The following is a 24,714-nucleotide window of genomic DNA, read 5'->3' on the forward strand; positions in this document are numbered from 1 at the left end:
ATCTATATGTTAGAATATAATGATAATATTAACATCTTAGTTTGAAAGGAGGACTATTTTTGAAAAGATATTTCAGGGGTATAAGCTTTTATCTGCTTATATTCATAATACTAATTTTTGCCGTCCAGCTACTGACAAAAAACGTGGAAGAATCAAAAATTATTGACTACACAAATTTAATAGAAGAAATCAATAAAGATAATGTAGAGAGCATTACAATAGTAAAAAATGAAGATACTGTAAAAGGTAGGCTAAAAGATAATACAATTTTTACTCTTACTTTGCCTACTAGTTCAGATAAATTCTACGAAGATTATTTAAAAGTACCGATTGAACAGGGTAGAATAAAGCAGGTATTTGGAGAACCTCAACCCCAAACACCATGGTATCTTTCAGCTCTTCCAACAATATTTATGATTCTTGTATTTGTTGTTTTTTGGTTTGTATTTATGCAACAATCGCAAGGCGGTGGAAACCGTGTAATGTCATTTGGAAAGAGCAAAGCTAAAATGCACAAGGATGAAGGAAAGAAAATTACATTTGCTGATGTTGCAGGATTACAAGAAGAAAAAGAAGAGCTTAAAGAGATTGTTGATTTTCTGAGAAGCCCTAAGAAGTACATTGAATTAGGTGCTAGAATTCCTAAGGGAGTGTTAATGGTAGGGCCTCCAGGGACAGGAAAGACTTATTTAACTAAGGCTGTAGCAGGAGAAGCAGGAGTACCTTTTTTTAGCATTAGTGGTTCTGACTTTGTTGAAATGTTTGTAGGAGTAGGTGCTTCTCGTGTAAGAGATTTATTTGAAACAGCTAAGAAAAATTCACCATGCATTGTATTTATAGATGAGATCGATGCAGTAGGTAGAAGAAGAGGAGCAGGTCTTGGTGGAGGTCATGACGAAAGAGAGCAAACCTTAAATCAACTGCTAGTAGAAATGGATGGTTTTGGAGAAAATGAAGGTATAATTATCATAGCAGCTACAAATAGACCTGATATATTAGACCCAGCGCTTCTTAGACCAGGTAGATTTGATAGGCAAGTATATGTTGGACTTCCTGATATAAAAGGAAGGGAAGAAATTCTAAAGGTTCATACGAGAGGAAAACCATTAGCTCAAGACGTTGATTTGAAAGTTGTAGCGAGAAGAACTCCAGGGTTTACACCTGCAGATTTAGAGAACCTAGTTAATGAAGCTGCATTATTGACAGCTAGACATAGTTTAAAAGAGATACCTATGTCTATTATTGAAGAAGCATCAACTAAAGTAGTAGCAGGACCGGAGAAGAAGAGTAAGGTTATCAGCGAAAAAGAAAGAAAGCTAACTGCATATCACGAAGCAGGTCATGCAGTAGCAGCTAAACTTCTTCCAGGAGCAGATCCAGTTCATATGGTAACTATTATTCCAAGAGGAAGGGCAGGAGGATTTACTATGTATCTTCCTGAAGAGGACAGGAACTATGCAACTAAGGGAGAAATGGAAACAACCCTTGTTCATATGCTAGGAGGAAGAGTAGCAGAACAGCTTGTATTAGAAGATATTAGCACTGGTGCTCAAAATGACCTTGAAAGAGCAACCAAGATTGCAAGAAATATGGTTACTCATTATGGAATGAGCGAAAACTTAGGTCCTATGACTTATGGCACTGATGATGATGAAGTGTTCATTGGTAGGGACTTGGCTAGAAGCAGAAACTACAGTGAAGAAGTTGCAGCAGCTATAGATAAAGAGATGAGAAGAATAATAGATAAGGCTTACCACAAATGCGAAGCCATCTTAAAAGAAAATATAGATAAACTTCACAAAGTAGCAGAAGCATTGCTTGAAAAAGAAACCCTAGATGCAAAGGAATTTGAAGAATTATTCGTAGTAGCGTAAAAGAAGGCTGAAGAGCCTTCTTTTTTGCAAGTAAAATATCAAATATATTTAAGTTAGAGGAAGAAAAAATTGTTTTAATGATCAAAAACTCAGATTTTGAAAATAAAATGACTTACAAAGGAGGTAAAAATGAATTATTTATACAAGGAACAAATAATAGAAGTAAAAACTAAAGCTGATAAGATAAAGGTGTCAAATTTTTTAAAGGAACAAGGACTTATTTTGGAAAATGATGTTGAATATACTATAGCTATTTTAATTGATGATAAAATAGTTGGCACAGGTTCTTTAAGTGGAAGGATATTAAAATGTATTGCAGTACAAAAAGAGTTTCAAAGATTAGGCATATCAACTAGAATTGTAAGTAATTTAGTAAATGAGGCTTATTTTAGAGGGAATACACATCTTTTTATTTATACAATTCCTAAAAATGAAATCCTATTTATTGATGTGGGCTTCTATAAAATTGCAGAGGTCTTAGATAAAGTGTGCTTGCTTGAGAATCAATCAAATGGAATTGGAAGCTATACAAAGAAATTAGCACAGCATAAGGTAGAAGGTAATAATATAGCTTCTATTATAATGAATTGCAATCCTTTCACATTAGGTCACCAATATATTATAGAAAAGGCAGCAAGTGAAAATGATGTATTGCATGTGTTTATAGTATGGGAAAATCGGTCCAGCTTTCCTTCTGAAGTGCGTTATCATCTAGTAAAAGAAGGAACAAAGCATATATCAAATATTGTTCTTCATAAGGGTAAAGATTATATTATTTCTGATGCAACATTTCCTTCGTATTTTATTAAAGATAAGTCAAGTATAGTAGAAGCACATACTAGGCTTGATATAGAAATATTCAAGGAATATATAGTTCCTGCTTTGGGAATTAATAAAAGATATGTAGGGGAAGAACCCTATTGCCCAATAACGAAGCAATATAACGAGACAATGAAAGCTTTATTACCTTTAGCGGGAGTTACTGTAGAAGAAGTAAAAAGAATTGGTGTTGAGGATGATTATATAAGTGCTTCTAAAGTAAGAAGCTTGATTATATCTGGTGAACTATCAAAGACAAAAAAATATTTGCCTAAGACTACCTATGATTTCCTCATGTCAAAAGAAGGTTTAGAAATTGTGAATAAAATGAAGGATATAAATAGAAGACATTAAAATAAAAATTTTTTAAAAAAAAGAAGGAGTTTTGAAAAAAATGTAGAATGTCTAATATAATAAATTGTATACCGGTATACAAAAAAAGGAGGTATGATGTGCGAAGAGAAAATAAAGCCAATACCTATACTATTTCTGGTTTATTGCTATATAGTATACTGCCTATAATATTGTATGTAATAATATCTAGCTTCTGGGAGATTCAGCTTAAGACTATTGTTGGATTATATTTTATCTATATGACATTGTTTTCCCTTTTAGTTTATAACTTGTTTATAAAAAAAGAAAAAATAAACAATAAGATTTTCAATATTTTTTCTCAAATAGCTAGTGGAGATTTGAGTATTAACACTGAAATTGATACAGGTACAAAAGAAAATATAAATAAATCTATTGAAGTAATTAAAAAACTAAAAGAAAAATATGTTGAAGGTAATTTTAACCTAGCTGAACTTGAAGTAGCAAGTTACAATATAATTAAAACATATAGAGGAATTACTAGAATATTTGTAACTGATGAGACGGGGCAACAGATATACAATTCGTCAGTCAAAGGGAACAAAAAAGGAAAATTGATTTTCAATGGGAATAGAGAATATTTTATTAACGCTAAAGAAACAGGTAAAATACAAATATCAAACTATATTTATTCAAATAGAGAAAACAAATTATCAATAATAGTTGCCATTCCTTATAAAAATGGAGATGTTTTTAAAGGCATTATAGCTGCTACTCTAGATCTACAGCTAATAAGTATTGCAAAAGAAAAAAATAAAAATATTGTCTTGGGCACGATATTTGTATTGAGGGAATTAATAAAGCAAGTAGGAAAATCTATTGATAATTTATCAAATGAGGTAAAAAGAATTGCTATATTAAATCAAGGGATAAACAATAGGAATAAAAATATTGTAAAAGAAATAGATTGTGTTACGACTAGAATAGTAGACAGCAATTATAAATTACAAGAAGGAAGTCAAAATACTAACAGTATATCTAAAGATTTAAACGATATTGTACTTATTGTAGAAGAAATCGAGAAAAAGACAAATAAGTCGGCTGAAGTAATGGTATCAAGCAGAACTTACATGGAAGATTTAATTGGAAGCATGGAGATAACAAAAGAGACTTCGCTAAAAGCTAATAAAGTAGTAGATACATTGTCTACCAAAACAAAGGAAATTGACAATATAGTAACAATGGTAAGAGACATAGCAGGACAAACAAATTTACTAGCATTAAACGCTTCCATAGAAGCAGCTAAAGCAGGAGCAAGTGGATTAGGATTTGCTGTAGTAGCTGATGAAATCAAAAAATTAGCTCAAAGTTCTGATAAAGAGGTTAAAGAAATAGAATCAGCTTTATTGACAATAAACCAGTATTTAGATGATGTAAAAAAACAGATGAAAGAAGTACATAATACTATAAATTCACAAGAAATAAAATCTAGAGAAAATCAAAAAGTACTCTCAGAAGCAATAAATATATCTGAAGAAACTAGAAATGATGTAAACAATATAGTTAACAGAATAAGAAACATAGATGGGAAAGTGTATTCAATTAATGAGGTTATGACAAATATTACTTTAGGTTTCCAAGAAACCACTTCATCTTTTCAGGAAGTTTCAGTAGACATACAAAATCAGTTTGACAGTATTGAAAATACTGGGGAAATAATTATGGAAATAGAGGAAATGACAAATAGTATAAAAAAAGACATAAGCAAATTTAAATACTAACTGACTTTAAAGAGAAAATATGATAAAATAAACAGAAGTAATTTTCATTTAAAGTTGGTTAGGAGGCATAATAAATGAGCATAAGGTTAGAACCAGTTAGATCAAATGATTTAAGACCTATAAGAGAAATAGTATATGAAGAATTAAGAAAAGCTATCTTTGATGGTAGAATTAAAAAAGGAGAACATTTAGTTGAAAGTATAATTGGAGAGAAAATGGAAGTGAGTAGAACCCCTGTTAGAGAAGCCTTGCGCCAACTAGAAGCAGAAGGCTTAGTTTCTAACGTACCAAGAAGGGGAGCAATTGTACAGGGCATAACCAAAGAAGATGCTGTAGAAATCTATGACTTAAGAGAGGTGTTAGAAGGTTTAGTTGTTAGGCTTTCATGCAAAAACATAACAGATGAAGACATAATTAAACTAAAGGATATTCTGAAAAAAATGGAAGAAACTATTAGCAAAAAAGATGATGAAAGCTATTTAAACATTCATGGTGATTTTAATAATATTATATTTAATCGAGCTAATAGTAAAAGACTTCAATCCATGATGACAAATATATATGATTATTTAGCTAGCTTAAGAAGTATATCATTGCAAAAAGAAGATAGGAGAATTTCAGCCCTTGAAGAGCATAGGCAAATTGTTTATGCATTAGAAAAAAGAGACGAAGAAGCAGTAGAGAAATTAGCTAGAGAACACGTTAGAAAAGCTAAAGAAGCTTTTCTAAAAAACTTAATCTAAGAAATAAAACAATAATTTATATATTTTTTAAATGCAAGTGTATACCTGTATACAATACAAATTATCGCACAGACTCCCCTTAAAACAAAAGCGCAAAACATTGTATACCGGTATACAATACAGAAAGGAGGATAATTGCTTTTTATTGTAGTCTAATATGGTAAAATAATATTTTATAAGGAGGAAAAGAAATGAGTAACGAAGCAATCAACAGTATCAATCAAGAGAAAAAACAAATAAAGGTTTTTGGTATTCCTATTTTTCTGTTCCTAGTTGTTGCTATAATAGTTATTTCAGCTTCTTATTTTGATGTAATACCTAAAAATCTTGCTGGTGCTTTTGCTGTTCTTTTAGTACTGGGAGCTATTTTTGGCGAAATAGGAGAACGTATTCCTATATGGAATGAGTATGTTGGTGGTGGAGCTATATTAGCTTTTTTAGGTTCTGCGTTTCTAGTATACTATGGGATTATGCCAGAAGGAACTATAGAATCTATAAATGCATTTATGAAAACATCCTCGTTCTTAGATTTATTCATATCAGTACTTATTACTGGAAGTATTTTAGCTGTAAATAGAGAAATACTCATCAAAGCAGTTAGAGGTTATTTTCCAGCCATAATAGGGGGTATTATTTTATCTTTTGTTTTTGGTGGCTTAGTAGGACTAATATTTGGCAAATCTTTTATGGAAACAATCTATATGTATGCTCTTCCTATAATGGGTGGTGGTACAGGAGCAGGTGCTTTGCCTATGTCAGAAATGTATGAGTCTATAACAGGGAACTCTAGGGAAGCATTTTTATCATTTGCTTTTCCTATATTGACTATCGCTAACATTATATGTATAATACTGGCTGCAATTCTAAACAAAATAGGTCAAAAAAGACCAAACCTAACAGGAAATGGTGAATTAGTAAAAGTAGGAGAACTTGATGTTAGTGTTAAAGATAAAAAAATAGATATTACATTAAGAGATATCGGGGCAGGATTACTGCTGGCTACTACTTATTATGTGTTAGGAAGACTAATGTCAAAGGTCATACTGCCAAGCATCTTTGGTATAGAGATCCATGCATTTGCATACATGGTTATATTTGCTGCAATCAGTAATGGATTCAATATTATTCCTGAGGAACTTAAGCAAGGGGCACGTAGACTACAACAATTTTTCTCGGGCCAGTTTTTATGGTTAATGATGGTTGGTGTTGGTGTAGCATATACTGATTTAGGTGAATTTGTAGGTGCACTAACTATTAGCAATATTATTATAGCTACTGCAATTGTAATAGGAGCTTTCTTAGGTTCAGCTATAGTAGGCAATTTAGTAGGTTTTTATCCTATAGAATCAGGTATTTCAGCAGGACTTTGTATGGCTAATAGAGGTGGATCTGGTGATTTAGCGGTTTTAGGTTCTGCTAAAAGAATGGAGCTAATGCCATATGCCCAAATTTCATCAAGAATTGGTGGTGGAATTATGTTAGTTATAGCAAGCATTGTATTTGGCATGCTATAATAAAAACCGAGTTATTTGATTAAAACAAATATGGTAATAGGCGGTTAATTAACCGCCTATTACCATGAAAGATGGTGTTTTGAAGTTTTAACAAAGGAGGTTACACAATATGGATGAAATCAAAATAGGCCAAGCAGGTAGTTTAGAATCAAATGATTTAATAGTTACGGTAGATTTAAATTACGAAGAAGGCTTACACATAGAAATTGATAGCGTGGTCAAGGAAAAGTTCGGGAAGAAAATAGAGAAAGTTACAAGAGAAACTTTAGATGAATTAAATATTAATAATGGTCATATAAAATTAGTTGACAAAGGCGCATTAGATTTTACTATAAGAGCGAGATTGAAAACTGCAATAAAAAGGGCAGAAGGGAGGTAACATATATGAAAAGACTAAGAAGAACTATGATGTTCGTGCCAGCTAGCAATCCAAATATGATGGTAAATGCGCCAGTTTTTAAGCCGGATTGTATTATTTTTGATTTAGAGGATGCAATTTCATTGAGAGAAAAAGACAGTGCTAGAGACTTAGTTGCTGAAGCGTTGAAATCAATTGATTATTCTGATTGCGAAGTATTCGTCAGAACAAATCCATTATATACACCTTTTGGTGAAGAGGATGTTAGGGTATTAGTAGCTGCAGGATTGAGAAATGTAAGATTGCCTATGACCGAAACAGCAGAAGATATAATAAACTTAGACGAATTATTAACAGAAATAGAAAAGGAATTAGGATTAGAAAATGGAATAGTAAAAATATTAGGTGCCATTGAAACTGCAAAGGGAGTAATAAATGCGGAGAAAATTGCAACTGCTAGTACTAGAATGCTAGGAATTTCTTTCGGTGCTGAAGACTTTACAAGAACCATAGGGGCGGAGCGCAGTAAAAGTGGAGAAGAACTATTTGTAGCTAGATCTAAAATAGTATTAGCAGCAGCAGCGGCAGGAATAGACGCTATTGACACTGTATTTTCAGATATAAATGATGATGAAGGATTTAGAAAAGAGACTGAAATGGCAAAAAAACTTGGATTTGCAGGAAAATCTATTATTCACCCAAGACAAATTAAGATAGTGCATCAGGTATTTACTCCATCAAAAATTGATGTAGATAATGCACTTAGAGTAATTCAAGCAATAGAAGAAGCTGAACAAAAAGGTTTAGGAGTAATATCCTTAGATGGTAAAATGGTAGATGCTCCAGTTGTAGCAAGAGCTGAGAGAATAGTAAGATTAGCTAAGGGAGCAGGAATAATATAGGAGGTGATAGGGATGAATGAAATGGTAGTAAACTCAGTAGGTAGGAAAATACCTAAATATATAGAGGGAATAGGGGAATTAAAAGCTTTTCAAGGAGCTTTTGCCTACAAGCCAGTAGGAGAAAAAGCATCGTTAAAAATATCAAAAGTTACTCCTAAAGATAATAAAGTAGTAGATAATATAAGAAAGAGTTTAGAATTATGTGAGATTAAAGATGGAATGACAATATCTTTTCATCATCACTTTAGAAATGGTGATTATTTAGTTAATATGGTAGTTGATGAAATTGCTTCTATGGGAATTAAGGATATAACCATTGCCGCAAGTTCTTTACAGTCTATTCATAGTCCGCTAATTGAGCATATAAAAAATGGTGTAATAACAGGAATTCAAACCAGTGGGATTAGAGGAAAACTAGGGGAAGCCATAAGTAAAGATAAGATACTTAAAAATCCTGTAATCATTCGTTCTCATGGTGGTCGACCAAGGGCTATTGAAGCAGGAGAAACAAAAATAGATATTGCTTTTATAGCAGCTCCTGCAGCAGATAAGTATGGAAATGTTAATGGTGTAGAGGGGCCTACAGCTTGTGGCTCTATGGGCTATGCAATGGTAGATGCTGAATATGCAAATAAGGTAGTAGTAGTTACTGATTATATGGTTGAATATCCTGCTTGTCCAATAAGCATACCACAGACTTTAGTAGATTATGTTGTTCTTATAGATAAAATTGGAGATCCAAAAGGAATAGTGTCTGGTGCTACTAGAATAACTAGGGATCCTCTTGAGTTATTTATAGCTGAAAGAGCTTCTGAAGCTATAATTGTATCAGGTCTAGTAAAAAATGGTTTTTCTTTTCAAGCAGGCACTGGTGGCGCTTCCTTAGCAGTTGCACATTTTTTAAGAGAATACATGAGAAAAGAAGATATTAAAGGAAGTTTTGCAGCAGGTGGAACTACAGGATATTTAGTAGAAATGCTAGAGGAAGGCTTATTTAAATCTTTGCTAGATGTACAGTGCTTTGATTTAAAAGCTGTAGAATCTATTAGAAAAAATCCTAATCATATTGAAATGTCTGCATCCTTTTACGCTAATCCACATAATAAAGGCTGTGTTGCTAATCAGCTAGATATTATGATACTAAGTGCTACAGAAATAGACGTTGACTTCAATGTAAATGTAATCACAGGTTCTAATGGAGTTATTATGGGAGCATCAGGTGGACATTGTGATACAGCAGCAGGCTCAAAGTTAGCCATAGTAGTAGCACCACTTTTAAGAGGAAGACTCCCTATTGTTATGGATGAGGTTACTACAATTGTTACTCCTGGAGAAACTATAGATGCGGTAGTGACTGAAAGAGGTATAGCAGTAAATCCTAGAAGAAAAGATTTATATGATTTATTTAAGGAAGCTAAATTAAATGTAGTGGATATTCATGAGTTAAAACATATTGCAGAGGGCTTAACAGGTAAACCTGAGAAGCTTGAAACAACAGATGAAATCGTAGGCCTAGTAGAATATAGAGATGGAACTATTATTGATACTATTAGGAGAGTAAAATGATACAAGAAGACTTACTACAGAAGGTATTAGAAGCCAAGGAAGAAAGGGCAGCTTATCAAGAAAAGCTTATTACTAAATATAAGCTGCCTTTAATTTCTCTAACCTTAAATTTGCCAGGTGGATATTTTCAATACTCAAAATGGCAGGATGTAATGGCAAAAGCTTTAGAAGCAATTGAAGCAGCATTTACCAATAATATTGTTTATTCCGAAAATAGACTAGGTAAATGGGGGCCAGAAGGATTTTGGATAATAGATTTATCAAATATATCTATAAAGAAAAAAGTAATTAGTATAGAAGATGGATATTTTTTAGGTAGACTTTTTGATATTGACGTAATCGATTTATGTGGAAAGCCTATATCAAGAAGAGACTTTAATATGGAACCAAGAAAATGTATTGTTTGTGAAAATAATGCCTTGAATTGCTATATAAATAAAAAACACACACTGGAAGAACTTAAATCCAAAATAAATGAAATTATTGAAGAGGGACTGAGGATAGGTGTTGAACAATAGTGACTTAAATATTTGTAAAAAAGCTATAAAAATAGGTCAAGCAATGACCGGTGGTATTTTATTAGAGGCATCATGTAACCCTGCACCTGGCCTAGTGAGTCCCTTTTCAATGGGTGCTCACAAAGATATGAATTTTCTTAGTTTTATGCTAAGCACTTCTGCCATATCTCCATATTTTTCTTTGTTTGGTCAGGTTGGACTAAACTGGGAATGTGAGGCACCTTTGCTAGAATTATTAAGACCAATAGGGATAAGTGCAGAAGAACAATTGATACAAATAACTGGTGGAGTCAATACCCAAAGAGGAATTTTGTTCTTAGGTGGAATAGTAGCAGCTGTCAGTGGGCATATAATGAAAACAGAAAAGATATCAGTAAATAAAATATGTGAAAAAGTTTCCCAAGTTTGTGAAGGAATTGTAGATAATGAATTGGGAAACCTAAATTCAAAAAACAAATATACACATGGAGAAAAATTATTTAAAGAATATGGCATTAGAGGAATTAGAGGAGAAGTAGAGGATGGACTCCCTTCTGTTAAAAACATTTCATATCCAAGATTTGTGAAAACTATGGAACAAGGGCTTGGCTTGAATAAGGCTATGATAGATAGTTTGTTACACTTAATAGAAAAAGTAGAAGATACAACAGTTTTATCAAGGTTAGGTATGAATGGACTTATGAAGGCGCAGGAAGGTGCTAAAGAAGCTATAAATAAAGGATCTGTATACACTTCAGAAGGAAAGGCTTACATCGAGAAACTAGATAAATATTTTATTGAAAATAATATTAGTCCTGGAGGCTGTGCAGATTTATTAGCAGTAACTGTAGCCATATATATTTTAGAGGGAAAAAATATAGACATTATTAGTATTTTAAAAGGGTATGGGAATTTATTTTATGAATAAAGTATTTATCATGTGAAAACTATTTACAAAAATAGAATTTTCGGAGGTTGAATAAATGGTAAAAATCACAGATACTACATTGAGAGATGCCCATCAATCTTTGCTAGCTACTAGAATGAGAACAGAAGAAATATTACCTATTGTAGAAAAAATAGATGAAGTAGGATATCATTCACTAGAAATGTGGGGTGGAGCTACGTTTGACTCGTGTTTAAGATTTCTTGATGAAGATCCATGGGAAAGATTACGGAATATAAGAAAAAAAGCTAAAAAAACAAAACTTCAAATGCTGTTAAGAGGTCAAAATCTACTAGGTTATAAACATTATGCTGATGATGTAGTAGAAGAGTTTGTTAAACGGTCTATAGCAAATGGAATTGATATTATTAGAATTTTTGATGCGCTAAATGATATAAGAAATTTAGAAAAGGCTATAAAGGCTACAAAAAAAGAAGGCGGTCATGTTCAATGTGCTATATCCTATACTATTAGCCCTGCTCACAATATAGACTATTATATTGATAAAGCAAAGGAAATGGAGAATCTAGGGGCAGATTCAATTTGTATTAAAGACATGTCAGGAATATTGACTCCATATGTTGCGGCAGATTTAGTGACACAAATGAAAAAAGCATTAAATGTTCCAATTCAATTACATACTCATTATACTAGTGGCATTGCATCTATGACTTATATCAAAGCTATTGAAGCAGGGGTAGATATCATAGACACAGCAATTTCTCCTTTGGCTTTAGGCACATCTCAACCACCAACTGAACCAATTGTAGCAGCATTAAAGAACACATCATATGATACTGGAATTAGCTTAGAAAAACTAAGTGAATTAGCAGATTATTTTAGAGGTTTAAAAGAAAGGTATTTAAAAGAAGGTCTAATTGATCCTAAAGTCCTAGGAGTAGATGTTAACACTTTAATTTATCAAGTACCAGGTGGCATGTTATCTAATCTTATTTCCCAATTGAAGCAGCAAAATAAACTAGATAAATTTGAAGCAGTATTAGAGGAAGTACCAAAGGTGAGAGAGGACTTAGGCTATCCGCCTCTTGTAACTCCAATGAGCCAAATGGTAGGAACTCAAGCAGTTTTTAACGTAATAACTGGAGAGAGATATAAGATGGTTCCAAATGAAGTTAAGGATTATGTTGCTGGATTATATGGACAACCAACTATACCTATAAAAAAGGATATACAAGAAAAAATTATTGGAAATAGAGAAGTAGTTACAAGGAGACCAGCTGATTACATTAAACCTCAGCTTGAAGTATTAAGAAAAGAAATAAAAGAATATATAGAGCAAGATGAAGATGTACTGTCCTATGCCTTGTTTCCACAAGTTGCCATGAACTTTTTTAAAAGCAGATGGACTAAAACCTACAAAATAGAAACTACATTATATAATGAAAAAGATATGACGCATCCTATTTAATGAGCATATTATTAACGTAAGTAACTATATATCAAATTAATAAGGTAAGAACACATAGATTGGAGGTTCAATTATGGATGAAATAAGAATTTTGACTCCTACGGGTATGCTAGGCTATGGATTTCCCATTGAAGATTTCAAAGAAGGAATAAGGAGGAAACCACATGTTATTACCGTTGATTCAGGCTCAACAGATAGCGGACCCCAAAAACTAGGGAATGGCTCCTTAACTTGTACTTATGAAGCATATTATAAGGATATAAGTATATTGTTGGAAGCATCCTATGAACATAAAGTTCCTGTTTATATTAGTTCTGCTGGTGGTGCAGGTTCTAATGAGCAAGTTGATATATTTGTTGATATAGTCAAAAAAATTAGCAAGGAAAAAAAATATAATTTTAAAATTGCGGTAATATATTCTGATATTGATAAAGATTTAATAAAAAACAAATTAAAGCAGCAAAAAATTAGTCCGTGTGGTCCAGTCCAAATGTTAACTGAAGAAGAAATCGATGATGCTACTACTATTGTTGCACAAATGGGAGTAGAGCCATTTTTAAAAGCTATAGATGAAGACGTAGATATAATTATATCAGGGAGAGCATATGACCCTGTACCAATAGCTGCTCTTGGAGTGAAAAATGGATTTGATTTAGGCTTATGTTGGCACCTAGGGAAAATTATGGAGTGTGGGGCTTTGTGTGCCGGTGCAGCATTAAAGCCGATAATGGGTTATCTCAGAAGAGACCACTTTATAGTTGAGCCTATGAGTTCTGATTTAAAATGTACAGAAGCTTCTGTAGCTGCCCATACATTATATGAAAAATCTCACCCTTACCTTTTACCAGGACCAGGAGGAATTCTAGATGTGTCAGAAGCAGTTTTCCAGCAATACGATGACCGAAGTGTGAAAGTCACCAATAGCAAGTTTATACCTTCTAAAGAATACACTATAAAATTAGAAGGTGCAAAATCAGTAGGATATAGAGCCACATTTATTGCTGGAATGAGAGATCCTTTTGCTATAAAGCAAATAGATAGTATTTTAGAAGGAGTTCGTAAGAATGTCAGTGAATATTTCAGTGAGTATCTAGGGAAGTTTGATATTATTTTTCATGTATATGGAAAAAATGGAGTCATGGGAGATTATGAACCAGAAAAAAACACAGCTTCCCATGAACTATGTATAGTAGTTGAAGTTGTTGCCAATGATCAACAGATTGCAAATGCAATCTGTTCAAAAGCTAGAGTCACTCTTTTACATTATCATTTTGAAGGCAGAAAAGCTACAGGAGGAAACGTTGGTTTTATATTTACACCTTTAGAGATACCATTAGGAGAAGTGTACCAATTTAATGTATATCACCTAATGGTAATAGACGATGGGACCCAATATTTTCCTGTTTCGATAATGGAAATTTAGGAGGGAGTTAATTGAAAAAGAACATGAAAAACATAACAGAACTTACCCATGTAATTAGAAGTAAAAATGCGGGTCCTTTTGAATTAACACTGGACATGATCTTTTTAGATAGGGAAATATATGAAAAAGTTAAAAAATCAGGAGTGATTACAAAAAAATTAATAGCAAGCTTATATAATGTTTCTGAAGAAAAAGTAGTAACATTTGCATATTTCGATGCAGCAAATGCAATTAAAGCTACTTTAGTTAGGCCACGACAACAAGCTAGTATAGGTGAAATAGATATGCATGCATGTCAACAACATGTACCTTTACTAAGCATAGAAATTCCTTGGTAGAAATAAAGACAAGACTGATTAATAGAACCCATTACAATATATATTTAAGGAAACCCCTAACATAAATATTAGGGGTAGTTTCTTGTTTGCATAAATTAAAGAAAAATCATAAATAGTTATTTAATACACGGGAATGCTGTATACAATTTTCATTTGTTAAAAAACTATGACTAACATGTCAGATTTATATAGATTTTTGTTTACAAATCCTATTAGCTATCATTGTATTATATATATAGACAGAGAACTAAATTGCATAGATTGTGTTATTTATATTATTCTAGGGATTTTTATTGTTAAAGATATCTATATAAAGAAGGACGAAAGCCTATGTTATATGTTAACAATCCTGCGTTGGAATAAGATTTCTAACAATAGTCCCTCTTATAGGCAGTAAATATCCTCTAATGATTTAGAGCATTTGAAAAATCTATATAATTTTCACGAAATTTCCCGGGCAATGAAAGTTAAAGTAGCAAAAAGTATAAATATGACTGAAGCAATAAAAATATTTATATAAAACATAATAATATGTCATATATATTAAAGGAATAAATAAATTGATATAGAACAATCTTTATAGCAGTATGAAGCATTTAATTCATAATATTAATATGCTGAAATAAATATTGCAAAAAATCGCTACATGTAATAGTCTATATTTGGATGCATACATGTATTTTAAAGCGTTTATAATTGTTCCTATCAAATTTATAATTGCCCTATGACGTGTAAACGCTTTCATGTATCATTACATTTTTCGGCTATTCAGAGCGTGACAGAATAATGTAAGTATCTTAAATAATATTCAACATAATTAATTGAATCTATTAAGATAGGGAGGTCTAAAATGTTTGATAATGAAAGCTTAAAAGAGATTAAAAAATCAAGAACTGAATGGGAAGAAAAAGTGCTTAAAAAGACTCTAACAAAATTTCCAGAAAGAAAAGAGGAGTTTACAACTGTTTCAGGTGAAGTGGTAAATCCTCTATATGCTCCTGATGACTTAGAGTGGCTTGATTATGATAGTGATCTAGGATATCCAGGAGAATATCCATTTACCAGGGGTGTACAGACTACTATGTACAGAGGAAAGCTTTGGACTATGAGAATGTATGCTGGATTTGCTACTGCAGAAGAATCAAATAATAGATATAAGTATCTATTGGAGCAAGGACAGACTGGTCTTAGTGTAGCATTTGACTTACCTACCCAGATTGGCTACGATTCAGATCATCCACTAGCAGAAGGAGAAGTTGGAAAAGTTGGAGTAGCCATAGATTCATTAGAGGATATGGAAACATTGTTCAATGATATTCCTCTTGACAAAGTAAGTACCTCTATGACTATAAACGCACCTGCATCTGTTTTACTTGCAATGTACATAGCAGTAGCAGAAAAACAAGGTGTATCACCAGATAAATTAAGAGGTACAATTCAAAATGATATATTAAAGGAATATATAGCACGAGGAACATATATATTCCCTGTAGAACCATCTATGAGATTGATTACAAACATATTTGAATATTGTTCAAAGGAAGTTCCAAGATGGAACACAATAAGCATATCAGGCTATCATATTAGAGAAGCAGGATGCACAGCTGCGCAGGAAGTAGGCTTTACATTAGCAGATGGAATAGCTTATGTGGAAGCTGCTTTAAAAGCTGGACTTGATATAGATGCATTTGCACCTAGACTATCATTCTTCTTTAATGCTCACAATGATTTGCTAGAAGAAGTAGCTAAGTATAGAGCAGCGAGAAGATTATGGGCTAGAATAATGAAAGAAAGATTTGGAGCAAAAGATCCAAAGTCAATGATGCTAAAATTCCACACACAAACAGGAGGCTCTACATTGACTGCACAACAGCCTGATAATAATATAGTGCGTGTAGCAATACAGACTTTAGCTGCAGTACTGGGTGGAACACAGTCTCTACACACCAATTCGAGAGATGAAGCTCTTGCTCTTCCTACTGAGGATTCAGTTAGAATAGCTCTTAGAACACAGCAAATAGTAGCATATGAAAGTGGAGTAACAGATACGGTAGATCCACTAGCTGGTTCATATTATATAGAAGCTAAGACTAAAGAGATTGAAGACAAGGCAATGGGATATATAAATAAGATTGATGAACTTGGTGGAGCACCAAGAGCTATAGACATGGGATATATTCAACAAGAAATAATGGATGCAGCATATAAATATCAAAAAGAAGTTGAAACAGGCGAAAGAATAGTAGTAGGTATGAATAAATTCCAGATAGAAGAAGCATCACCAAAAGGACTCCTTAAAGTAGACCCATCCGTAGGAAATTTACAAAAACAAAAGATTGAAAGCTTAAAATCAAGAAGAAATAATGATGTAGTAAAGGAAAAGCTAGAGGCTTTAAGAACTGCTTGTGACGGCGAAGAAAATGTAATGCCTTATATACTAGAAGCAGTAAAAGCATATGCAACCTTAGGAGAAATCTGCGGAGTTATGAGAGAGGTATTTGGTGAATATCAACAATCAGTAATTATATAACTGCAATAATCCAATGAATTGGTGAAGGAGGAAAGAAAAGTGAATAATAGACCGATTAGAGTTTTAGTTGCAAAACCAGGACTTGATGGACATGATAGAGGAGCAAAGGTAATAGCACGAGCATTAAGAGATGCAGGAATGGAAGTTATATATACAGGACTTAGACAAACCCCAGAGCAAATAGTAGCAGCAGCTATCCAAGAAGACGTAGATGTAGTAGCTATGAGCATATTATCAGGAGCACATAACCATTTGTTTCCAAGGGTGGTAGAATTACTTAAACAAGAAAATGCAGAGGATATACTGGTCATAGGTGGAGGAGTAATACCAGATGATGATATAACAGGCCTAAAGGAAGCAGGAATCAAGGAAATATTTACTCCAGGAACGCCTACAACTCAAGTAGTCGATTATATAAATGAAAATGTAGGCAGGAAATAGTATACTCAGGCGGTGTTAATATTGGAATATGTTGAAAAGCTACTAAATGGAGACAAAAGAACTTGTGCTCGTCTTATTTCCATGGTAGAAAACAATGAAGAAGAAGCAAAAAACATAATAAAAGATATATATAGATATACAGGAAAGGCTCATATAGTAGGCATAACAGGACCACCAGGCGGTGGCAAGAGCACAATGACAGATAAGCTTGCAAAGGAGCTTAGAAAAAGAGGAAAAACAGTAGGAATTATAGCTATAGATCCTACAAGTCCTTTTACAGGAGGAGCCATACTGGGTGACAGAATAAGAATGCAAGACTTAGCCACGGATCCAGGAGTTTTTATTAGAAGCATGGGAACTAGAGGGCATCTAGGAGGATTATCTAAGGCTACTCAAAACGCTTTAAAAATACTAGATGTCTATGGAGTAGATTATATAATTATAGAAACTGTAGGTGTAGGGCAGTCAGAGATAGATATAGTAAAGACTGCAGACACAGTTGTTATGGTTATGGTTCCAGGACTAGGAGATGACATTCAGGCTATAAAAGCAGGAGTAATGGAAATAGGAGATATATTTGCAATCAATAAAAGTGATTTGGATGGAGCAGCTAGAACACAAGCCGAGTTAAAAGCAATGCTAGACATGAGTCCGCAAAAAAGTAGAAGACCTCCTATCGTACCAGTAGTGTCTAGCTTAAACAAAGGAATAGATACGCTTTTAGATGAAATAATAAACCATATGGAATATTTGAAGTCTTCTGGGGAACTTAAAACAAGAAGAGAAAATAATGTTCAAATGGAAATAATAAAACTAATGGAAGCAGAGATTATGAAAATGGTTCTTCAAAAGTCTCAAAAAGAACATATTTTAGAAAAAACAATAAAAGAAGTGGCAGAGAGGAAAACAGATCCTTTTACTGCATCTGAATCGATACTAAATTTACTTTAATCCAATTATATATAACAGCTAGATTTAAAGATAACATTCTTCAGTTTAAACTAATATTTCAATAAAAGGAGTGAGATATTTGGTAAAGAAGATTGACCATATAGGTATAGCCGTTAGCAATCTTGAAGAAGCCCTAAAGTTTTATGAAGGAGTTTTAGGCATGAATCTTCAAGGAACAGAGATAGTAGAGGAACAAAAAGTAAAGGTAGCATTTCTTCCTGTAGGAGATACAGAAATAGAATTGCTAGAATCAACAGATAAAGATGGACCTATTGCAAGGTTTATTGAAAAAAAAGGAGAAGGAATACAGCACATAGCCTACAGAGTAGATGACATAGAAAAAGAAATAGAAGAAATGAAACAAAAAGGCATAAGGATGATAGACGAAGTTCCGAGATACGGAGCAGGAGGAGCCAAAATAGCATTTCTGCATCCTAAAAGTACAAATGGAGTACTAATAGAGCTTTGCCAAAGAGATTAGATGACAATATATATTTTTAACATATAATTAAAATACGATTGTTAATTCAATCGACATAAGGAGGGGCTTTAATGTCAAACAGCAAGTTAGAACAGCTACGTTTAGCTAAAGAAAAAATAGCTAAAGGTGGTGGAGAAGACAGAATCAAAAAACAACACGAAAAAGGCAAACTAACAGCAAGAGAGAGATTAAACCTACTATTCGATGAAGGAAGCTTCGTTGAAATAGATGCTTTTGTAGAACATAGGTCTACAAACTTTGGCATGGAAAAAACAAAAGCACCAGGAGAAGGTGTAGTATCAGGCTATGGAACAGTAAATGGCAGATTAGTATTTTCATATGCACAAGATTTTACTGTAATAGGTGGTTCTCTAGGTGAAATGCATGCAGCAAAAATAACAAAAGCTCAAGATATGGCCTTAAAAATGGGAGCACCATTAGTAGGATTTAATGACTCAGGTGGAGCAAGAATCCAAGAGGGAGTAGATGCACTAGCAGGATATGGGAACATATTCTACAGAAACACCATAGCATCAGGAGTAATCCCACAAATATCAGTAATTATGGGACCGTGCGCAGGAGGAGCAGTATACTCACCAGCACTAACAGACTTTATATTTATGACAGACCAAACAAGTATGATGTTTATCACAGGTCCAGAAGTAATAAAAACAGTAACAGGAGAAAACGTAACCCAAGAAGAACTAGGCGGTGCAATGACCCACAATAGAATAAGTGGAGTAGCGCACTTTATAAGCCCAACAGAGCAAGAAACAATAGAAAGAATAAAAATACTACTAAGTTACCTACCATCAAACAACCTAGAAGATGCACCAGTATTTGATACAGGAGATAATCTAAACAGATTAGAAGAAAAATTAAACGAAATAATACCAGACAACCCAAACAAACCATATGATATGAAAGAAATAATAGGCTCATTAGCAGACAATGGAGACTTCTTTGAAGTACAACCATATTTTGCACAAAACATACTAACAGGCTTCATAAGACTAAATGGGAAATCCGTAGGAGTAATAGCAAGCCAACCAAAAGTATTAGCAGGCTGTTTAGACATCAATGCATCAGATAAAGCAGCAAGATTCATAAGAACCTGCGATGCATTTAACATACCACTACTAACACTAGTAGACGTACCAGGCTTTTTACCAGGAACAGACCAAGAGTACGGCGGAATAATTAGACACGGAGCAAAAATGCTATATGCTTACAGTGAAGCAACAGTACCAAAAGTAACAGTAATCACAAGAAAAGCCTATGGTGGAGCATATATAGCAATGTGTAGTAGACACCTAAACGCAGACTTAGTCCTAGCATGGCCAACAGCAGAAATAGCAGTAATGGGCCCAGAAGGAGCAGCAAACATAATCTTCAAAAAAGAAATAGAAGGAGCAAAAGACCCAGCAGCCATGAGAGGAGAAAAAATAAAAGAATACAGAGACACAGTATCAAACCCATACACAGCAGCAGCAAGAGGCTATGTAGATGACGTAATAGAACCATCAGCAACAAGACAAAGAATAATAAGCTCATTTGACATGTTAGCAAGCAAACGTCAAAGCCTACCATCAAAAAAACATGGCAATATGCCTTTATAAAGAGGTGAAATAAATGACTTTTTCAGAAATTATAAGCATAAACGATGCATTAGTCATAACTGGCTTTAGTATGCTACTAGTATTCGTAGCCTTAATAGCAATATCCTATATACTAAGCGGATTTAAACTACTAGCAGCAGGACAGGAAAAAAAAAATAATAATCAAGTAAGCTCAATAGGAGTTACTAGAGAAGCAGATGGTCCATCAGCTAACCTTGTAGCAGAAGAAGAAGATTTAGAGCTAATAGCAGTAATAACAGCAAGTATAGCAGCAACTCTTCAAACTTCAACTAGCAATATAGTAGTTAGAAACATAACAAGAATACCACAAACAACACCTTTATGGGGTCTAGTATCAAGACAACAAATGACAAACAAATAGAAAACTATAACCATATATATTAAGGAGGCAAAACAATGAAAAAATATATAGTAAACGTAAACGGTAAAAGTTACGAAGTGGAAATAGAAGAAGTAGGTGGCTCCTCACAAGCCGTGTCAAGTCCAGCACCAGTATCAGCACCAGTAGCGGCACCAGTACAATCAGCACCAAAAGCAGCACCAGCACCAAAAGCAGAAGCAAAACCAGCAGTACAAGTGCCACAAGGAGCAGAAGTAGTAGAAGCACCAATGCCAGGAACAATCCTAGATATAAAAGTAAATCAAGGAGATGCAGTTAAAAAAGGACAGGTATTAGTAATATTAGAAGCAATGAAAATGGAAAACGAAATAATGGCACCAAGAGATGGAAAAGTAGCTTCAGTAAATACTTCAAAAGGTGCATCAGTAAACTTAGGTGATGCCCTAGTCACACTAGAATAGCATTAAAATACTAGTCCGAAAGAGAGGTTAGCTAAATGTTTTTAGAATTATTGAAAGGTTTCTGGGCAAGCACAGGCTTCGTTGCCCTGACACCAGGTCACATGATAATGATAGTAGTTTCACTTATATTACTATATCTAGCAATAAAAAAAGGCTTTGAGCCCTTACTATTACTGCCAATAGCATTTGGAATGCTATTAGCAAACCTGCCATTAGGAGGGTTAATGTCAGAGCCAGTAGTAGAAATAATAAGAGACCCAAATACAGGAGAATTAGTTTCTCAAACAAAACAATTAGGCGGATTACTATACTATCTATACCAAGGAGTTAAGCTTGGTATATATCCACCATTAATATTCTTAGGCGTAGGAGCAATGACAGACTTTGGTCCACTAATAGCAAACCCAAGAAGCTTGCTATTAGGAGCAGCAGCACAATTTGGAATATTCTTCACATTTATCGGTGCAACAGTACTAGGATTTACAGGACCAGAAGCAGCCTCCATAGGAATTATAGGTGGAGCAGACGGACCAACAGCACTATTCCTAACAAGTAAATTAGCAGACCATTTATTAGGTCCAATAGCAGTAGCAGCTTATTCATACATGGCATTAGTACCAATAATACAACCACCAATAATGAGAGCATTAACAACAAAAAAAGAGAGGCAAGTTAAGATGGAGCAGTTAAGAGTAGTTACAAAGACAGAAAAGATACTTATGCCAATAGTAGTAACAATACTTTGTACACTACTACTACCATCAGCAGCCCCCCTAGTAGGCTTCCTAATGCTTGGTAACCTAATAAGAGAATCAGGCGTAGTAGAGAGACTTTCAAAGACAGCACAAAATGAACTAACAAATATAGTAGTAATATTCCTAGGAGTAACAGTAGGAGCAACAGCATCAGCAGAGCAATTCCTAAGATTAGATACATTAAAAATAATTGGTTTAGGACTTATAGCATTCTCCATAGGCACAGCAGCAGGAGTAATATTTGGTAAGATCATGTACAAGCTATCTGGAGGAAAAGTTAATCCACTAATAGGAGCAGCAGGAGTATCAGCAGTACCAATGGCAGCAAGAGTAGCTCAAAAAGTAGGACAAGAAGAAAATCCATCAAACTTCCTACTAATGCATGCAATGGGACCAAACGTTGCAGGAGTTATAGGCTCAGCAGTAGCAGCAGGAGCACTTTTGATGTTCTTTGGAGGTTAAGCTATAACAAAGTTTAAATAGAATATGATAAAAGCTAAGGGTGCCGTTTCGGTACCCTTAAATATTTTTTGAATAATTAGTGATTTTATCTGCTAATTGTTTTAATATATATATAGGGAAGGTTGCCCCTATTGCTCCGTCAAACCATGAAAAGGGGGATTAGATTGAAAGAAAAAATATTGAAGCTACTAAAAGATAGTAAGAATGAATTTATCTCAGGTCAAGAAATAAGCCAGCAATTAAATGTAAGCAGAACAGCTATTTGGAAATATATCAACGCATTAAAAGAAGAAGGCTATGAAATAGAATCTGTATCTAGGAAGGGGTATATGCTTTTATCCACACCTGATATCCTTAACTATGAAGAAATCCGCAAATATTTAGAAACAAAGCATATAGGAAGAGAAATTTTTTATTTTGATACACTAGACTCAACTAATCTAAAGGCAAAAGAGCTTGCAGCTAATGAACAAAAGGAAGGAACTGTAGTAATAGCAGAAGAACAAACAAATGGAAGAGGTAGGCTAGGACGAAGCTGGTCATCTCCTAAGAAAAAAGGAATATGGATGTCAATAATTCTAACACCAGAAATAGAGCCTACAGATGCTGCTAAGGTGACTCAAGTAGCTGCTGCTGCCGTATGGAAAGGAATAAATGAGGTAGGTGTAAAGACACAAATTAAATGGCCTAATGATATAGTTTTAAATGGTAAAAAGGTTTGTGGTGTATTGACAGAGATGAGTGGAGAATTAAACAGATTAAACTATTTAGTAGTAGGGATTGGTATAAATGCCAATATGTCTGATGAAGACTTCCCAGAAGAAATCAGAGGCTTGGCTACTTCATTGAAAATTGAACTCAATAAAGAAGTAGAAAGAAAAGAATTGATTGGACGAATATTAAATAATTTTGAGGAATTATATGAAGAGCTAATCCACAATAATAGCATTGATAAAAGCATAAAAATATGTGTAGAAAATTCTGCTCTTATCGGGAAAGATGTAAGATTGATATTAAAGGGTAAAGAGGAAGAAGCTAAAGCCATAGATATTAGTAAAGAAGGAGAGCTAATTATTCAAGATAAAAACGGAGACATTTCTAAAATTATTTCTGGGGAAGTATCAGTAAGAGGATTATATGGCTATGTATAAACTTGCCCTTCTAAGTAATTATGAAGCCTAAAAAAATTATAAATATAAAAATATAGAAATATTCTTGCATATACTTGCGAAAGTTGCTAAAATAAAATTGAAAAATAGCTAATATCCACGAGGAATTAGACTTTTTTGAAAAAATGTTACTAAATAATACGACTGGTATCCTATAAAGGAGCTAGAGCGGGAGGCGATTTACATGTCAAATATTTGTATCAAATCATCTTTTAATATTAGAAAGATGACTATTGTAGGAGTGCTTGGTGCCATTTCAGCAGTGCTTGGAATGACTCCAATAGGTTTTATTCCAGTAGGTCCAACTAATGCAACTATCATGCATATACCTGTAATTATAGGAGCTATAGTAGAAGGGCCAATAGTTGGTATGCTTGTAGGGCTTATATTTGGTGTTTTTAGTTTGATTAGAGCTATTACAACACCTACAGTCATATCTCCAGTATTCTATAATCCATTAGTATCTATACTGCCAAGAGTGCTAATAGGATTAGTTTCTTACTACACATATGTAGCTGTAAAAAGAATGAATAAAAAAACCTCTATTATTGTTCTAGGAACTATTTGGACTGGTGTATTAGCCTACTTGTCCATTGCTTTTGTGAAAAATATAAGCAGCTACTCAGCAAGAAGTATTAGTTTAGGTTCTTTAGCTTTTAGTGGAGCTTTAGTTATATTTACCTTAGTCATAGGATGGATGTCCTATAAAAAGCTAAACCATAATGCATTAGACATAGTGATTTCTACTATAGCAGGGACCCTTACCAATACTGTAGGAGTTTTGGGAATGATTTACCTGTTTTATGGGAGATGGTTTGTGGAAATGATGGGTGGAGACCCAGAATTAGCAGGCAAAGTAATACTAGGAGTAGGTGTAGCTAATGGCATACCAGAAGCGATTATAGCTGTTATAATAGTCACTAGTGTAATATTGAGTATGAAAAAACAATCAAAATAACATAAATGAATTTATGAAAAGAAG

General features: G+C 33.7%; 23 protein-coding genes. All 23 read left to right on the forward strand.

Annotation, left to right across the window (positions count from 1 at the left end):
• Window positions 1-59: 59 nt before the first annotated feature.
• The 23 genes from ftsH to BLV37_RS01980 all read left to right on the forward strand — a co-directional run bounded on the left by ftsH (window position 60) and on the right by BLV37_RS01980 (window position 24,690).
• Window positions 60-1,874: an ATP-dependent zinc metalloprotease FtsH gene (gene ftsH / locus BLV37_RS01870; protein ID WP_091726404.1), complete on the forward strand. Its 1,815-nt coding sequence runs from the start codon at window positions 60-62 to the stop codon at window positions 1,872-1,874.
• 129 nt (window positions 1,875-2,003) lie between these two features.
• Entirely contained in the window at window positions 2,004-3,047 is a 1,044-nt protein-coding gene (citC, locus tag BLV37_RS01875; protein ID WP_091726407.1) for a [citrate (pro-3S)-lyase] ligase, read from the forward strand.
• A 98-nt stretch (window positions 3,048-3,145) separates the two neighbouring features.
• Window positions 3,146-4,786, forward strand: a complete 1,641-nt coding sequence (locus BLV37_RS01880; RefSeq protein ID WP_176967823.1) for a methyl-accepting chemotaxis protein — start codon at window positions 3,146-3,148, stop codon at window positions 4,784-4,786.
• Window positions 4,787-4,860: 74 nt separating this feature from the next.
• Window positions 4,861-5,529, forward strand: coding sequence for a GntR family transcriptional regulator (locus tag BLV37_RS01885; protein WP_091726413.1), 669 nt, complete (start codon window positions 4,861-4,863; stop codon window positions 5,527-5,529).
• Window positions 5,530-5,720: 191 nt separating this feature from the next.
• Entirely contained in the window at window positions 5,721-7,043 is a 1,323-nt protein-coding gene (citS, locus tag BLV37_RS01890; RefSeq protein ID WP_091726415.1) for a citrate/sodium symporter CitS, read from the forward strand.
• Window positions 7,044-7,152: 109 nt separating this feature from the next.
• Window positions 7,153-7,422 carry a citrate lyase acyl carrier protein gene (gene citD / locus BLV37_RS01895; protein ID WP_091726418.1) on the forward strand — a complete coding sequence of 90 codons (270 nt, stop codon included), beginning with the start codon at window positions 7,153-7,155 and terminating at the stop codon, window positions 7,420-7,422.
• 5 nt (window positions 7,423-7,427) lie between these two features.
• A complete protein-coding gene (locus tag BLV37_RS01900; protein ID WP_091726419.1) occupies window positions 7,428-8,303 on the forward strand; it encodes an aldolase/citrate lyase family protein in 876 nt (291 codons plus the stop codon).
• Between the two features lie 21 nt (window positions 8,304-8,324).
• Entirely contained in the window at window positions 8,325-9,869 is a 1,545-nt protein-coding gene (gene citF, locus BLV37_RS01905) for a citrate lyase subunit alpha (protein WP_091726552.1), read from the forward strand.
• Window positions 9,866-10,387, forward strand: a complete 522-nt coding sequence (citX, locus tag BLV37_RS01910; RefSeq protein WP_091726422.1) for a citrate lyase holo-[acyl-carrier protein] synthase — start codon at window positions 9,866-9,868, stop codon at window positions 10,385-10,387. Before citF ends, citX begins: the two co-directional genes overlap by 4 nt.
• The gene (locus tag BLV37_RS01915; protein WP_091726424.1) at window positions 10,377-11,294 is read left to right on the forward strand and encodes a triphosphoribosyl-dephospho-CoA synthase; all 918 of its coding nucleotides are present in this window, start codon (window positions 10,377-10,379) and stop codon (window positions 11,292-11,294) included. The genes citX and BLV37_RS01915 overlap by 11 nt, the downstream gene beginning before the upstream one ends.
• Before the next feature lie 55 nt (window positions 11,295-11,349).
• Window positions 11,350-12,741 carry an oxaloacetate decarboxylase subunit alpha gene (locus tag BLV37_RS01920; RefSeq protein WP_091726427.1) on the forward strand — a complete coding sequence of 464 codons (1,392 nt, stop codon included), beginning with the start codon at window positions 11,350-11,352 and terminating at the stop codon, window positions 12,739-12,741.
• A 73-nt stretch (window positions 12,742-12,814) separates the two neighbouring features.
• Entirely contained in the window at window positions 12,815-14,164 is a 1,350-nt protein-coding gene (locus BLV37_RS01925; protein ID WP_091726430.1) for an acyclic terpene utilization AtuA family protein, read from the forward strand.
• 11 nt (window positions 14,165-14,175) lie between these two features.
• On the forward strand, window positions 14,176-14,502 hold the full coding sequence (locus tag BLV37_RS01930; RefSeq protein WP_244270446.1) for a DUF4387 domain-containing protein: 327 nt from the start codon (window positions 14,176-14,178) through the stop codon (window positions 14,500-14,502).
• Between the two features lie 850 nt (window positions 14,503-15,352).
• Window positions 15,353-17,032: an acyl-CoA mutase large subunit family protein gene (locus BLV37_RS01935; protein ID WP_091726432.1), complete on the forward strand. Its 1,680-nt coding sequence runs from the start codon at window positions 15,353-15,355 to the stop codon at window positions 17,030-17,032.
• Window positions 17,033-17,071: 39 nt separating this feature from the next.
• Entirely contained in the window at window positions 17,072-17,473 is a 402-nt protein-coding gene (gene icmB, locus BLV37_RS01940) for a coenzyme B12-dependent isobutyryl CoA mutase small subunit (protein WP_091726435.1), read from the forward strand.
• 12 nt (window positions 17,474-17,485) lie between these two features.
• Window positions 17,486-18,424, forward strand: coding sequence for a methylmalonyl Co-A mutase-associated GTPase MeaB (gene meaB, locus BLV37_RS01945; protein WP_342026578.1), 939 nt, complete (start codon window positions 17,486-17,488; stop codon window positions 18,422-18,424).
• A gap of 70 nt (window positions 18,425-18,494) precedes the next feature.
• A complete protein-coding gene (mce, locus tag BLV37_RS01950; protein WP_342026579.1) occupies window positions 18,495-18,905 on the forward strand; it encodes a methylmalonyl-CoA epimerase in 411 nt (136 codons plus the stop codon).
• A 71-nt stretch (window positions 18,906-18,976) separates the two neighbouring features.
• Window positions 18,977-20,524, forward strand: coding sequence for an acyl-CoA carboxylase subunit beta (locus BLV37_RS01955; protein ID WP_091726444.1), 1,548 nt, complete (start codon window positions 18,977-18,979; stop codon window positions 20,522-20,524).
• A gap of 13 nt (window positions 20,525-20,537) precedes the next feature.
• Entirely contained in the window at window positions 20,538-20,906 is a 369-nt protein-coding gene (locus BLV37_RS01960; RefSeq protein WP_091726446.1) for an OadG family protein, read from the forward strand.
• A 35-nt stretch (window positions 20,907-20,941) separates the two neighbouring features.
• On the forward strand, window positions 20,942-21,346 hold the full coding sequence (locus tag BLV37_RS01965; protein ID WP_091726465.1) for a biotin/lipoyl-containing protein: 405 nt from the start codon (window positions 20,942-20,944) through the stop codon (window positions 21,344-21,346).
• A 35-nt stretch (window positions 21,347-21,381) separates the two neighbouring features.
• On the forward strand, window positions 21,382-22,563 hold the full coding sequence (locus tag BLV37_RS01970; RefSeq protein ID WP_091726468.1) for a sodium ion-translocating decarboxylase subunit beta: 1,182 nt from the start codon (window positions 21,382-21,384) through the stop codon (window positions 22,561-22,563).
• Window positions 22,564-22,727: 164 nt separating this feature from the next.
• The gene (locus BLV37_RS01975) at window positions 22,728-23,714 is read left to right on the forward strand and encodes a biotin--[acetyl-CoA-carboxylase] ligase (protein ID WP_091726470.1); all 987 of its coding nucleotides are present in this window, start codon (window positions 22,728-22,730) and stop codon (window positions 23,712-23,714) included.
• Window positions 23,715-23,916: 202 nt separating this feature from the next.
• Complete coding sequence (locus BLV37_RS01980) at window positions 23,917-24,690, forward strand: ECF transporter S component (RefSeq protein ID WP_091726473.1); 774 nt, start codon at window positions 23,917-23,919, stop codon at window positions 24,688-24,690.
• The last annotated feature ends 24 nt before the right edge of the window (window positions 24,691-24,714 follow it).

Origin of the sequence: Proteiniborus ethanoligenes, from assembly GCF_900107485.1 — a bacterium.
In the GTDB taxonomy this organism is placed as follows: domain Bacteria; phylum Bacillota; class Clostridia; order Tissierellales; family Proteiniboraceae; genus Proteiniborus; species Proteiniborus ethanoligenes.

Bases quoted from the DNA above. Each gene is read 5' to 3' on its own strand.
- BLV37_RS01970 (WP_091726468.1), top strand. From the start codon at position 21,382: ATGTTTTTAGAATTATTGAAAGGTTTCTGGGCAAGCACAGGCTTCGTT.
- BLV37_RS01935 (WP_091726432.1), top strand. From the start codon at position 15,353: ATGTTTGATAATGAAAGCTTAAAAGAGATTAAAAAATCAAGAACTGAA.
- citS (WP_091726415.1), top strand. From the start codon at position 5,721: ATGAGTAACGAAGCAATCAACAGTATCAATCAAGAGAAAAAACAAATA.
- BLV37_RS01900 (WP_091726419.1), top strand. From the start codon at position 7,428: ATGAAAAGACTAAGAAGAACTATGATGTTCGTGCCAGCTAGCAATCCA.
- citC (WP_091726407.1), top strand. From the start codon at position 2,004: ATGAATTATTTATACAAGGAACAAATAATAGAAGTAAAAACTAAAGCT.
- citF (WP_091726552.1), top strand. From the start codon at position 8,325: ATGGTAGTAAACTCAGTAGGTAGGAAAATACCTAAATATATAGAGGGA.
- BLV37_RS01955 (WP_091726444.1), top strand. From the start codon at position 18,977: ATGTCAAACAGCAAGTTAGAACAGCTACGTTTAGCTAAAGAAAAAATA.
- BLV37_RS01925 (WP_091726430.1), top strand. From the start codon at position 12,815: ATGGATGAAATAAGAATTTTGACTCCTACGGGTATGCTAGGCTATGGA.
- BLV37_RS01960 (WP_091726446.1), top strand. From the start codon at position 20,538: ATGACTTTTTCAGAAATTATAAGCATAAACGATGCATTAGTCATAACT.
- BLV37_RS01885 (WP_091726413.1), top strand. From the start codon at position 4,861: ATGAGCATAAGGTTAGAACCAGTTAGATCAAATGATTTAAGACCTATA.
- citD (WP_091726418.1), top strand. From the start codon at position 7,153: ATGGATGAAATCAAAATAGGCCAAGCAGGTAGTTTAGAATCAAATGAT.
- BLV37_RS01920 (WP_091726427.1), top strand. From the start codon at position 11,350: ATGGTAAAAATCACAGATACTACATTGAGAGATGCCCATCAATCTTTG.
- BLV37_RS01965 (WP_091726465.1), top strand. From the start codon at position 20,942: ATGAAAAAATATATAGTAAACGTAAACGGTAAAAGTTACGAAGTGGAA.
- BLV37_RS01980 (WP_091726473.1), top strand. From the start codon at position 23,917: ATGTCAAATATTTGTATCAAATCATCTTTTAATATTAGAAAGATGACT.
- citX (WP_091726422.1), top strand. From the start codon at position 9,866: ATGATACAAGAAGACTTACTACAGAAGGTATTAGAAGCCAAGGAAGAA.